Annotated in this window: 12 protein-coding genes; 3 read left to right on the top strand and 9 right to left on the bottom strand. The window is 67.7% G+C overall.

Translation table 11 applies throughout. The annotated features are described in order from the left end of the window. Positions 1-117: 117 nt before the first annotated feature. Both ACFWMR_RS39870 and ACFWMR_RS39865 read right to left on the bottom strand, forming a co-directional pair. A complete protein-coding gene (locus tag ACFWMR_RS39870; RefSeq protein WP_093936531.1) occupies positions 118-1,386 on the bottom strand; it encodes an RNA polymerase sigma factor in 1,269 nt (422 codons plus the stop codon). 27 nt (positions 1,387-1,413) lie between these two features. Then, on the bottom strand, positions 1,414-1,833 hold the full coding sequence (locus ACFWMR_RS39865) for a YciI family protein (RefSeq protein WP_378382140.1): 420 nt from the start codon (positions 1,831-1,833) through the stop codon (positions 1,414-1,416). A gap of 134 nt (positions 1,834-1,967) precedes the next feature. Here ACFWMR_RS39865 and ACFWMR_RS39860 point away from each other — a divergent pair, with 134 nt between their 5' ends. Then, entirely contained in the window at positions 1,968-2,960 is a 993-nt protein-coding gene (locus tag ACFWMR_RS39860; RefSeq protein ID WP_378382138.1) for a small ribosomal subunit Rsm22 family protein, read from the top strand. On the opposite strand, the gene ACFWMR_RS39855 is transcribed toward ACFWMR_RS39860, so the two are convergent. The 4 genes from ACFWMR_RS39855 to ACFWMR_RS39840 form a co-directional block, all read right to left on the bottom strand. Then, positions 2,957-3,871 carry a LysR family transcriptional regulator gene (locus ACFWMR_RS39855; protein ID WP_378382137.1) on the bottom strand — a complete coding sequence of 305 codons (915 nt, stop codon included), beginning with the start codon at positions 3,869-3,871 and terminating at the stop codon, positions 2,957-2,959. The two genes, ACFWMR_RS39860 and ACFWMR_RS39855, sit on opposite strands and share 4 nt — an antisense overlap. A 53-nt stretch (positions 3,872-3,924) precedes the next feature. Beyond that, a complete protein-coding gene (locus ACFWMR_RS39850; protein ID WP_378382136.1) occupies positions 3,925-4,638 on the bottom strand; it encodes a GAF and ANTAR domain-containing protein in 714 nt (237 codons plus the stop codon). 31 nt (positions 4,639-4,669) lie between these two features. Then, a complete protein-coding gene (locus tag ACFWMR_RS39845; protein ID WP_378382135.1) occupies positions 4,670-5,317 on the bottom strand; it encodes an ANTAR domain-containing protein in 648 nt (215 codons plus the stop codon). A 454-nt stretch (positions 5,318-5,771) separates the two neighbouring features. After that, positions 5,772-6,395, bottom strand: coding sequence for a sigma-70 family RNA polymerase sigma factor (locus tag ACFWMR_RS39840; RefSeq protein ID WP_093936537.1), 624 nt, complete (start codon positions 6,393-6,395; stop codon positions 5,772-5,774). A gap of 302 nt (positions 6,396-6,697) precedes the next feature. Between ACFWMR_RS39840 and ACFWMR_RS39835 the strand changes: the two genes are divergently transcribed. Then, positions 6,698-7,885 (top strand): beta-1,3-glucanase family protein, encoded by a 1,188-nt coding sequence (locus ACFWMR_RS39835; RefSeq protein ID WP_378382134.1) that lies wholly within the window; start codon positions 6,698-6,700, stop codon positions 7,883-7,885. Between the two features lie 11 nt (positions 7,886-7,896). Here ACFWMR_RS39835 and ACFWMR_RS39830 read toward each other — a convergent pair whose 3' ends face one another. The 3 genes from ACFWMR_RS39830 to ACFWMR_RS39820 form a co-directional block, all read right to left on the bottom strand. Further along, a complete protein-coding gene (locus tag ACFWMR_RS39830) occupies positions 7,897-10,050 on the bottom strand; it encodes a terpene synthase family protein (protein ID WP_378382133.1) in 2,154 nt (717 codons plus the stop codon). A gap of 104 nt (positions 10,051-10,154) precedes the next feature. Then, the gene (locus ACFWMR_RS39825) at positions 10,155-10,925 is read right to left on the bottom strand and encodes a DUF3800 domain-containing protein (RefSeq protein ID WP_378382132.1); all 771 of its coding nucleotides are present in this window, start codon (positions 10,923-10,925) and stop codon (positions 10,155-10,157) included. 41 nt (positions 10,926-10,966) lie between these two features. Continuing rightward, a complete protein-coding gene (locus ACFWMR_RS39820; RefSeq protein ID WP_093936541.1) occupies positions 10,967-11,758 on the bottom strand; it encodes an ArsR/SmtB family transcription factor in 792 nt (263 codons plus the stop codon). A gap of 135 nt (positions 11,759-11,893) precedes the next feature. Between ACFWMR_RS39820 and ACFWMR_RS39815 the strand changes: the two genes are divergently transcribed. Further along, complete coding sequence (locus ACFWMR_RS39815; protein ID WP_378382131.1) at positions 11,894-12,265, top strand: hypothetical protein; 372 nt, start codon at positions 11,894-11,896, stop codon at positions 12,263-12,265. The last annotated feature ends 209 nt before the right edge of the window (positions 12,266-12,474 follow it).

Genomic DNA, 12,474 nt, shown 5'->3' with positions numbered 1-12,474 from the left:
GGGCGCCGCACCGGCCCCTCCCCACTCTGCGCCCCACCCCCGCCTGACGCGTTTCGCCCTCTGTATGCGGTAGTTCGAACCCGCAACTACCGCATCCAGAGGACGAAACGCGGGAAGTCAGGGGGTGCACTCCGCCGCGCGGTTCAGGAGCAGGGTGCGCTCGCGGTCGTTCCCGGTCATCTCCGCCGCGCGCTCGAACTCGGCGCGGGCCTCGTCGAGACGGCCGAGCTTCGCCAGGAAGTCGCCGCGCACGCTCGGCAGGAGGTGATACGACTTCAGCGCGGGCTCGGACGTCAGCTTGTCGACGACTTCGAGCCCCGCCTCCGGTCCGACGGCCATCGACAGCGCCACCGCGCGGTTCAGTTCGATCACCGGCGACGGGTTCAGCTTCCCGAGCCCCTCGTACAGGGCCGCGATGCGCCCCCAGTCGGTCTCCTCGCCCGTCCGCGCCCGCGCGTGGCAGGCGGCGATGGCGGCCTGCGCCGCGTAGACGCCGAAAGCGCCGCCGGTCAGCGACTCGGCGAGTTCCAGGGCGGCGAGACCGCGGCCGATGAGGAGCCGGTTCCACTTGGCCCGGTCCTGGTCCATCAGCAGCACGGGTTCGCCGTTGGGCCCGACGCGCGCGGCGGACCTCGACGCCTGGATCTCCATCAGCGCGACGAGCCCGTGCACCTCGGGTTCCTTCGGCATGAGCCCGGCCAGGATCCGGCCGAGCCGCAGCGCCTCTTCGCACAGCCCCGGGCGCATCCAATCCTCGCCCGCCGTCGCCGAGTACCCCTCGTTGAAGATCAGGTAGATGACTTCGAGCACCGAAGACAGGCGCGCGACCCTGTCCGTGCCCTCCGGGACCTCGAACGGCACCTTGGCGTCGCCGAGCGTCTTCTTCGCCCGGACGATCCGCTGCGCGATGGCGGTTTCCTTGGCGAGGAACGCCCGCGCGATCTCGTGCGTCTGCAACCCGCCGATCATCTTCAGTGTCAGCGCCACCCTGGCCTCGGTCGAAAGCACCGGGTGGCAGGCGGTGAACACCAGCCTCAGCAGATCGTCCTCGATGTGGTCGTCGAGGCCCGCGGTGAAGTCGGGTTCCTCCTCGGTCTCCTGCTCGCGGCCGATCTCGCCGAGCTTCTTCTCGTAGCGCTCGTTGCGCCGGAAGGTGTCGACCGCCCGGCGTTTGGCCGTGGTCATGAGCCAGGCGCCCGGATTCCTCGGGACGCCCGACTCAGGCCACTGTTCGAGCGCGGCGACCAGCGCGTCCTGCGCCAGCTCCTCCGCGAGTCCGACATCGCGCGTCATCCGCGCGAGGCCGGCGATGAGGCGGGCCGATTCGATCCGCCACACCGCGTCGATCGCCGAACGGGGGTCTGCTGTAGCCGTCACGCCGACCAATCAACATCGTCGGCGCGACGTTGGCAACTACTGGTTCGCCTCGGCCTGCTCCCGCAGCTTCTGCTCGTGCTCGACGATCTCGGGGGTGGCGTTGGAGAAGTCCTCCATCTCGAACACGCGGCGGATCTCGACCTCACCCTCGCGGAACGGGGCTCGCTTCATCCACTCGACGACCTCGGCCCGGTCCTTGACCTGCAGGATCCAGAAGCCCGCGATGAGCTCCTTGCTCTCGGCGAACGGGCCGTCGACGATCCTGGCCTCGGTGTCGCCGGAGTACTGGATGCGGAAACCCTCGGAGCTGGGGTGCAGTCCTTCACCCGCGAGCATGACGCCGGCCTTCACCAGTTCCTCGTTGAACTTGCCCATCTCCTGAAGCTCTTCGGCGCTCGGCTGCGCGCCGGCCACGTCGGTCTTCTCGTCGCTCTTCACGATGACCATGAACCGCATCTCGAGTCTCCGTTCCCGGCGGGGCTCGTCCCTGCCACATCTACGCGTCGAACGGGCTCCCCCGGATTCGACACGGCCCCAGAACTTTTTTCCGGGGATATTCGAGCAGCCGGAAAACCCCAGGTCAACCACCCATGGAACAATCTTCAACCGTGTCCGCCCTCCCCGAAACCCTCCGCGCAGCCCTCGACGAGGAGCTGGGCAAGTACCCGCAGAACAGGCTGACCCAGTCCGTCGAGCGGCTCAGCACGCGCTACCGCGAGAACGCCCCCGCGAGCGCGCCCATCCTCTCTTCCGAAGCCGACATCGCGGCGTACGCGGGCTATCGGATGCCTGCCACCTACGCGGCCGTACACGCCGTTCTCGCCGAAGCCGCTCTCCGCGCGCCCGGGTTCGTTCCGCGTACGCAGATCGACATCGGCGGCGGCACCGGCGCCGCGATCTGGGCGGCGGCCGACGTGTGGCCGTCGCTGGAGGAGAGCACCGTCGTCGAGCAGGTCCCGGGCGCGATCGAGCTGGGACGGCGGCTCGCGGGCCACGCCGGTGAGGGCGCCGTCCGCGGCTCGACCTGGCGGCGCGGCCTGATCGACCCGGCGGGCCCAGCCCCGGACGCCGATCTGGTGACCCTCTCCTATGTCCTCGGCGAGCTGCCCGAAGCCCGCCGGGCCGACGTCGTCCACTGGCTGTCGGCGAAGGCCGGGATGCTGGTGCTGATCGAACCCGGCACCCCGGCGGGCTACGAACGGATCGTCGGCGCCCGGGATCGGCTCGTCGAACTCGGGCTCTCCTTGGTCGCGCCCTGCCCGCACGAAGGCGCCTGCCCGATCCCCCGCGGCAAGGACTGGTGCCATTTCTCCGCGCGCCTCCCGCGCACCGGCCTGCATCGCCAGCTGAAGGCGGGGACGCTCGGCTTCGAGGACGAGAAGTTCTCCTACGTCGTCGCCTCGCGCACGGCGCCGGAGCGGGCCGAGAGCCGAATCCTCCGGCATCCGGCCAAACGCAAGGGCATGGTCAGCCTGTCCCTGTGCACCGGATCCGGGCTCACCGAATCGATCGTCACCAAACGGCACGGCACGGCCTACCGCGCGGCCCGCGACGCCGAATGGGGCGACGCCTGGCCTTCCTAGTCCACAGTGGACTGACGGGCCCGCCGAGCGAGATTGCCGATGACGGTGAGCAGCGCGCCGAGCGCCGGATTGTCGTTGCCCCGCCGCCACATCAGTTCAAGTTCCACCGGACGGCTCTCGATCCCGTCCACCGGACGGAGCACGACCCCCTCGAATCGCAGCGCGGCGGCCGCGGCGGGCACCAGCGCGACACCGACGTCCGCCTTGACCAGCGCGAGCACGGTATGCGCCTGGCTGGCGTACTGCGTATAGTCCGGCAGCACCCGGGCCGTGCGGAAGGCCGCCACCAGCACGTCGTGGAAGTACCGGCATTCCGACGGCGAGTACATGATGAACGGCTCGCGGTCGAAGTCGCGGACGTCGGGATTCTTCTTGCGCCGCGCCAAAGGATGCGCCGACGGCAACGCCGCGAGCAGCGGCTCCCGCCACAGCGGCAGGGTCACGATGTCGCCACCGGCCACCGGCGGCCGGACCATGCCGAGGTCGATCCCGCCCGCCAGCAACTGCTCCACCTGCGCCGCGGTCACCATTTCCCGCAGTACCAGATCGATTCCCGGCACTTCGGTGTTCGCCGCGGCGAGGACGCGTTCGAGGTGCGAATACGCCGCCGTGGCGGTGAAACCGAGCGTGACGGCACCGACCTCGCCCTTCTTCGCCCGGCGGACGTACAGCGTCGCCTCTTGCGACGAACGCAGTATCTTCCTTGCCTCGGCGAGGAAGACCCGTCCGGCGGGGGTCAGCCGGACCGTGCGGTGCGTACGGTCGAACAGCTCGACGCCCAGTTCGCGCTCCAGCAACTGGATCCGCCTGCTCAACGGCGGTTGCGTCATCGAGAGCCGCTCGGCCGCCCGGCCGTAGTGCAGTTCCTCGGCCACCGCGACGAAACTCACCAGCTGTTCCAGGGAGAACACCCACTCAGTTTTAGGTATCGCCGGAGGGCGGACAAGCGCCGAAGCGGTATCGTTCAGCCCGGGATATCCATTGTGCGGTCAAGGATTCCGTTCGCCACGACGAGAATCTTGAGATTGTTGCTCCGCGCGTGGGCACGCAATACGCCGAACGCGTCGTCCACCGACACCAGCAGGCGTTCGGCCAGCACACCTTTCGCCTGCTCGATGATCACCCGGCTGTTCAACGCCGTTTGCAGTTGTGCTGTGACGATTTCCTGACGCTGCAACAAACGATGGTGCAGGATGCCGATCGTGGCGACGTCGGCGAGGGCCTGCCCCAGCCGCAATCCGTCGTCGTCGAGCAGCGCGGGGCGAGTGCCGAACAGGTTCAGCGCGCCGATCACTTCTTCCCGCAGCCGCATCGGCAAGGCGTACACGGAGCGGAATCCCGAGTCCTGCGCTTCCCGCGCGAACTTCGGCCATCTTCCGCGCGCACGCACCAGATCCGGACAGACCACCGGTTCGGCGTGGCGGTAGCAGTCCAGGCAGGGACCCTCGGAGTTCTGCAACTGGAACAATTCGAGCAGCCGGGTCTGCTCGTCGGACGCGGCGACCATGGTGAGGGTGCCGCGCGGGTCGGCGAGCAACAGCCCGGCGGTGCAGACGTCGAGCAGTTCCACACATCTGAACACGAGTTGATCGAGGAATTCGATGAGATCGAAATCGTCGACGAGGGTGTCCGCCAGCTGCACGAAGGTTTCCCGCAAGCCGGCTGCCTGGTCGGTCATCGTTCTTCTGTCTCCTTAGACATACGTCCCATCATGACTCGGGCCGGAACGTGAGGTGCCGCCTCACCACGTCGTCGGCGACCTCGCCGAGCTTCCGGCCGCAGGCGTAGGCGTAGGCACGCAAGCGGGCGAGCGCGTCCGCGAGCCCGACGTCGAGCTGGACCGACACCATGCCCGTGGCCTGATGCACCTGGGCACGATGTTCGGTGAATTCGAGATCGATCAGTTCGGCCAGTCCGGGCCTGCCGACGTCGACGTCCGCGACAGCGAGACCGATCGCCGCTTCGGCACAGACAAGAGCCTCCGCCTGGCCCTCCGTCGAAGGGAGCCCGGCGAGTTCGCGATAGCAGTCGACGACTCCGATCTTGATGGCGCCGGTCTGGATCGGCACCGCGATGATCGATTTCACGCCCCTGTCGATCGCTTCGGGGGTGAAAATGGGCCATCGACGTGACGCCTCCGCCCCGGTCACATCGGTGATGACGACGAGTACGCCCTCGCGCGTCACGTCCAGCGCGGGTCCTTCGCCCAAGGTGAACTGCAGGTCTTCCAATTCGCGGCTGCGGTCGTCGGTGGCGAAGACCGGCTCGGCCGCCCCGCTTCGGGTGACAAGAGTGAGCCCGACACCGGCGGCTTCGAGGACGTCACCGCAGATGACGCAGGCATGTTCCACTGTCACCACCGAATCGTCTTGCGCAGCGAGGAAGCGCAGCTTTTCCCAGACTCGAGTGGCGCGATCGGGCCTTTGGGACCTCATGGTGTGCCTCTCGGCGTTGTCCGGCATCGGACGAGATCGCCAGGGCCAAGGGCGAACAGCGTGGGCATGGCGTCCACACCACGGGCCATTATCTCACGTTTTCGTCTCTTTGCCGTGACGACAACGACTTCTTCGGCACCAACGCGGTAGCCCGAAGAGCTCAACGATGATCGCCGAAATGGCCCAGGCGCGCGCCGATGGTCCGTTCAGCCGGTTCCGGCACCCGGTTCCGCGCTTAGGGTGGGACCCGCGACCACTCGTCCTGGCCCTCGACGACGGCGCGCTCGTCGGCGAACTCTGGAGGGGCCATGTGCGTTCGCATTCTCGAAACCCGGGCCAAGCGGGAGAATCCTTTTCTCCGGCTGCTGGTCCGTATTCAGCTGAAGGCGTCCTGGCGCTGAGCGCAAGCCCGCAGCCTGCTGATCGCCCGGTGTTTGGTCACCCGCACGCGTGACGACGTCGTCCCGAGCGCCGCCGCGGTCTCGTTCGACGTCAGCTCGCCGACCACCCGCATTCCCAGCACTTCCCGGTGGGCCACCGGCAACATCCGCATCAGCCTGCCGAGCCGGACCCCGAGGTCGGTCCGCAGCGCGCGCTGCTCCGGCTCTTCCGCGGCCACCGCCGGGCGCTCGGGAAGCTCACCGGTCAGCACCTGCCTGCTCCGCGCCGCCTTCCGGAAGACGTCGGCGACCTTGTTCGCCGCGATGGCGCGCATGAGGAACAGGAAGGACCCGCCGCGCAGGCCGTAGCCGGGAACCGCGACGAAGACCGCGAGGCAGATCTCCTGCGCGACGTCCGCCGGTTCCAGGTAGGTCAGGTCATGGCCGCCGAGGCGGGCTTCGGTGTACTGCCGTGCCCACGGCACGAGTACCGCCATGAGGTCGTCCATGCCGTGCGGCGCGCCGTCCGCCGCCGTCTTGGCCAGATCGTCCCAGCAGGCAGGGGAAATCCACGTCTCACCGCCGCCGGTTCTTCGCACCGGAAACTCATCGCCGTCCATGCCCCGCTCCCCACGGATGAAAAACCCGGCCGCCGGGGTCCAGGACGGAACGCGCCCAACGGTAGTCGAGATATCCGGCCACCTCAATCACGAAGGTCCGCGACAAAGTGTCCTTACGGGCAAGAAACCGGACAGATTCCCACCAGTGGTCTGGACACGTTGTCACCCTGGACGTAACTTCCCGTCCTGGGACCCCTCGCCAAGGTCTCGCCCAGGCCGGGAACGCGCCCCCGGCCGACATCCGCAAGCACCGTCGCGGCGCGTTCGCGTTCCGCGGCGGGATTCCGCCGAGGAGTGAAACTGTGCGCATTCGCAGGAAGATCCGGCGCGTCTTGACCGCATTGGCGGTCACGCTCCCTTTGATCACCGGGGTTTCGGCGCTTTCGGCGCCCGCCGCGGTCGCCGCCGGTCCCGATCCGCTGCCGCTGACCGTCACCAACAATTCGAACCGCTCCGACGCGGTCCATCTCTACGTGCTCGGCACGAACCTCAACACCGGCAAGCTCGGCTACGTCAACGCCGGCGGCGCGTTCACCCCGTGGCCGCCGGGCGCGAACCCGCCGAGCCCCGCGCCGGACGTCGCGATCGCGGGCCCCGGCAACGGCGGTTCGACCACGCTGCGCATCCCGCGGATGCTCTCGGGCCGCGTCTACATGTCGTTCGGGCAGAAGATCAAGTTCTTCCTGACCCCGGACGGGCTCGTGCAGCCCGCGCCGTGGGCCGACGGTGACCCCAACCGGGACATCCTGTTCGACTGGAGCGAATTCACCTACGACAACGGCGGGCTGTTCATCAACAGCTCGCAGGTGGACATGTTCAGCGTGCCGCACGCCGTCGGGCTGACCAACGGCGCCGGCGCGAACAAGGAGGCCGGACGCCTCAAGCCGGGTGGCCGCGCGAACATCTTCAACGGCGTCAAGGGACAGTCGGGCTTCTCGAACCTGGTGTACAACAACCTTCGCGTGCTGGCGCCGGGCAAGGGGCTCGACACCGGCAAGTTCAGCGGGAACTACCTCGACGGTTATGTCACGAGCGCCTGGAACACCTACAAGTCGACGCCGTTGACCGTGGTCCCGTTCGAGGCCGAACCCGGCAAGAAGTTCACCGGCAAGACCGGCGGGGACGACGTCATGCGGTTCACCAACACCTCGGGCGCCCAGGTGGCGTCGTTCAGCAAGCCGAGCACCCGCGACGTCTTCAACTGCGACGGGCGGCTGCAGGCGCCGAACGACCAGGTCGTCGGCCCGATCGCGCGGACGCTGTGCGCGGCGCTGCACCGGTCGACCCTCGGCACGCTGCACACGCAGCCGACCTATGACGCGGGCCCGTTCTACAAGCAGTCCGTGACCGACCACTACTCGCGGATCGTGCACGAGCAGATGGTCGACGGGAAGGCGTACGGATTCGCGTTCGACGACGTCGGGCATTTCGAGTCGCTGGTGCACGACGGGGACCCGCGGACCGCGAAGATCACCCTGACGGCTTTCTGATCCGTCGTGCTCTAGCGCGCCCCGCTCCCGATCCGCCAGGCCGACATCCCGAGCCCACTCGGCTCCAGGGAGAACGGCGGCGGCTCGGGAGTGCGGGCGCGTTCCAGTTCCTCCGGCGTGTACCGCGCGCACTTCCGGTGCCATTCCAGGATTCCGGCCATCCAGTCCTTCAGATGCTCCGCGTACCCCGTCACCGCCGCGCGGACCTCGTCGTCGAGCCCGAGGTCGTCGCACATCCGCGGCAGGTCCTCGTCGGCGAGCTGCTCGAACTGGTCCATCCGCGCGTTCATCAGCCGGGCGGTGATGTCGCGGGCCTCGTCCCGGCCGACGTGGAGGAACCGCTCGACGACGTGGACGAGGTTGTGCGTCTCGCCCTCGTACTCGATCTCCTTCTGGTACGAGAACAGGTCGTTGCCGAAGGCCGCGTAGTCCTGCGCCGCGGTGTCGAGCTCGGACAGCACGCGGTTCTGGTGGAGTTCCGGCGGCACGACGTCGCCGATTTCGAGGAGCGCGAGGCTCTTCGTCAGGTCCGAGCCGAACGTCCGCCGTCGCATCTCCACGTAGTCGACCGGGTCGGGGACGCGGTTCTGCGCCCGGTTCGCCACCTCCCAGACCCAGCTCGCGGTCATGCTCTCGACCGCCTTCCGGAACCCCGCCCGCGCGGACGGTGTCAGCGGTCCCGTGGTGCGATTCCAGAGATCGGCGAGACCTCGTTCGAACGCGTTCGCCGGCTCCGGCACCGGCTCGCCGTTCAGCGGCATGAAGAGGGAAAGCCTGTCGCTGCACAGCTTCGCGGCCACCGGATCCCGTTTCAGCCCGAACGTCAGCGGGAAGTAGTCGTCGCCGTAGGTGCCCCAGGTGAGCCAGTCGGTCGACAGTTTCAGGCCTTCGAGGTCGGTGTCCGCGTCGATCATCGCGGCGCAGTGCGCCAGGTCGATGCCGTGGAACCGGCGTTCGTCCCAGATCCCCTCCTCGAACATCCCCATCCCCCGCGCCCAGCCCGGCGCGTACTCGCGCGCGGCGGCGAGGTGGGGGCTGGTGCGGACGGGGTACGGCATCCGGAATTCCGGCAGCGGCAGCGGTCCTGCCTTCGCGAACGGCGGGGGCGCCTGCTGCCGGATCCGCCTGCCAAGGCCCAGCCGGTTCGGCGAACGTTCGCCGTCCGTGCTCTCCTTCATGTACCGGCTCGACCGCCGGTGCCATTCGTGGCCGCCGGACTGCCAGTCCTGGAGGCCTTTGGCGTACAGCCCGACCGCGACCTGCTCGGCCAGCGAGACGTCGTATTCGGCCAGCAACGCGGGCACCTCGACCAGCGCGGTGTTCTCGAACTGCTGCAACCGCGAGGTCAGCAGGTCGTTGGTGAGCTCGGCGGCCTCCTGCGTCGAACGATCGAGGAACTTCTCGAAGACGAGGACGGCGTTGGAGTTCTCGCCTTCCTCACACACTTCACGTTGGTATGAAAAGAGATCGTTACGAAGGTGGACGGCGTCGGCGAAGGTGTCGCGCAGCACCTCCATCGGTCTGGTCGCCGCGATCCTGTCCGGCACCTCGGCGCCGACGGCGTATTCGATCAGGTTCGCCGACCACGGCGCCCCGCCGACGCGACGGCGCATCTGGATGTACTCGATGGGGTTCGCGATCCGGCCGCGGTCGATGTTGTCCAGTTCCCAGAGCGATTCGACCATCAGGTTGTGCGTGCTGGTGACGAAACGCCGTCGCCAGGCTTCCGACATCGAGGGAATGGTGCGTGCCCAGAGATCCTCGAGACCGGCTTCGGCGGGATTGGCCGGTTCGGGCGACGTTTGCCCCGGCCCGGTCATGAACAGTTCCAGCCGGTCCAGATAAGCCTTCGCGCCCTCGATGTCCCGGGTGTATTTGAATTGCGCGAGAAAATCGTCGTCGAAGAAGAACACCCACACGTACCAGTCCGTGACCAGATCGAGGGACGGCCCGTCACAGTCCGGATGCGTGTGCGCGCAGAGCAGCGCGTAATCCATTTTCGCCAGCGCTTGCTCGGTCCAGACGACGTCACCGGACGGCGCGGGTGAATCGAGCATGCCCATCCGCCTCGCCCAAGCCATACTGTGCGCCCGCGCCGCTTCGAGGTGCGGATTCATCCTGGCCGGATGCGGCACGTAGAACTCGGGCAAGGTGAAACCCTGCATCTGCGACTGCCTCCCGGGCCGGTGTCGAATACGTCTCGACGTTTCCAGCCCGCCGCCGTTCGGGGCTACGGCCACCCGAGCGATTCGGTGCGCCAAAGGGTGAATCAGCCCCAGCGGGACTCCGGGTCGATATACGGCGCGAGCAATTCGGTCAATACCGCGTCACCGTTTCCGTTCAGTTCGTCCTCCGCGATCCGCCGCGCGACACCGACCAGGAAATCGGCGGCCTGCACCCGCGGATCCGTCCGGGAATCCACGAACTTCAGCCCGGCCAGCCCCGGACTCGATTCGATCCGGGCGAGCCGTTCCCCTTTGAGCGACGGCTGTTCGTCGTGGACGAGGAAGACCTTCTCGCCGCCCGCGCTCCAGTACCCGACGGCGCGGAGGATCGCGGGCACCAGCGGATCGAGGACCTTGGCCTCGCGCACTTCGGCGACCTTCGCCCGCAGTTGCGCGGTGTCCCCGGCCATCGCGAAGAACGATCCCGCCGCCGGATCCCGGCGATTGCGGGTCCGCAGCACGTCGTTGAACGCGGCCAGGATCGCGTCGTCCGGCGGGACTTCCGGGCCGACGAGCGCGCGGAGTTCGTTCGCCAGCAGCAGTTTCTTGTCCACGAGGTACACGTGTGCCCGCCCGTGGACCGGTCCGCGCGGGCCGAGGAACCATTCGAGGACCCGCCGGTGCTTCGTGCGGAGCAGGTGGTTGGCCTTGTACTCGACCGCCGGCGACCGGATCCTGCGCCGCAGTTCCGCCAGGCAGCCCTCGGCCTCTTCGACACTCAACCGGACCCCCGCGTGCGCGAACACGTCGGTCTGCCCGCCGATCAGTTTTTCGCCCTCGGACCCGGACTCGTCACATGCGATCTCCAGGGCCACGATGCAGATCGTGCCCGATCACACCGGCGCGGTCGACCGGGTTACGCGGGTTCGGGCAGCGGCTCGCCGGTCTCGAGCAGCGTCTTGAGGCTCGACAGGATCGATGGCCACCCGCCCTTGACCATCTCCAGCGCCGTGCTGCCCTCGTCGAATCCGTCGTGGACCACGGTGAGCTTCACCGTGTCGCCGACGGGTTCGAGGTCGAACGTCACCTTCGACCGCGACTCGGCCTGGAGTTTGGCCGACACGTCGTCGTCGAGCCCGACCGACTTGCCGAACTCCGGGGTGAAGGTGTGCCACGTGTAGGACAGCCGCCGGTACGGGTCGGACTCGAGCACGACCTGCTCGGCGTCCTCCAGCTTCACGCCGAGCTGCTCCCAGGCCATCGTGGACCCGGGCTTCCAGTCCGAAGTGAACTCGCAACCCCAGTACCGCTTGGTGAAAGCCGGATCGGTCAACGCCTTCCAGAGCCGCTCCGGCGTCGTCCTGATGTAGCTGGTGTAGACGAACTCGTTGGTACCCATGGGTTCCTGCTCCAATGCGTGCTTGAGATCGGCGAGCGCGTCGACCCGGCCCTGGTGATACCGGTCGATCCAGCGCTCGGCGATCGCGTTGATCGGCTCCGCGTTCACGTAGTGCAACTTCTCGCGGCCACGCCACACCGTGGTCACCAGATTGGCTGCCTCCAGCACGGCCAGATGCTTGCTGACCGACTGCCGCGCCATGTCCAGCCCCGCGCACAGCTCGCGCAGGGTCTGCCCGTTGCGGGCGTTCAGGTCGTCGAGCAACCGGCGGCGGCTGGCGTCGGCCAGCGCCTTGAACACTTCGTCCATGTCGCTCTCCCTGATATGCAGCCCACTGGCTGCCTTTGCAGGTTAGGCAGCCTTCTGGCTGCATGTCAAGTTCGGCTGTCACCTTTCCGGCGGCTACTTCGTCGAAGTGGTGACAGGCTCATCGAAGGAGTTCCCATGCCGATCCCCTTGCGCGTCGCGATCACCGTGCAGACCGTCGCCGTCTTCCTCACCCCGATCAGCGCCGGTCTCCTGCTGACCACGCCGAGCGGCCACACGCTGCACAGCGCCACGGCCTACACGCTGTTCATCGTGGCGGTGCTGCACGTGCTCACGGCGGTCCTCGTGTGGCGGCCGGGCGGGGGCTCACCCAAGCCGATCCTGCCGGCGGCCGTATTCCTCGGGCTCACTCTGGCGCAGGTGTTCCTCGGGATCGCACATGTGACGGCGGTGCACGTTCCGCTCGGCGTGCTGCTGTTCGGCTTCAGCCTGGTGCAACTGATGCGGATCCGCCCGGCACGGGAAGTGCCTGACGCGGCAGCGGCATGACGGGGCACGAGGCGTGTCCACAAGGGACACCAATTCCATCTGGAGCGCCCACTTTGGGCACTTCGCGTGTATTCGCGAGGGGGTCGTGAGTGATGAAGAGGGTCATTGAGGGGTAAGGCAAAGATGGCGTGTGCCTGGCCTGCCCACCTGCCGGTTTCGGGTGTTGCGAAAGCCACGTTCGCAACGTTGAGCGTTGCGAACGTGGCTTT

Source organism: Amycolatopsis thailandensis (assembly GCF_042723255.1).
Lineage (GTDB): Bacteria > Actinomycetota > Actinomycetes > Mycobacteriales > Pseudonocardiaceae > Amycolatopsis > Amycolatopsis thailandensis.
The sequence above is the reverse complement of the archived record's forward strand: the minus strand, read 5'-3'. Positions and strand labels throughout refer to the sequence as shown.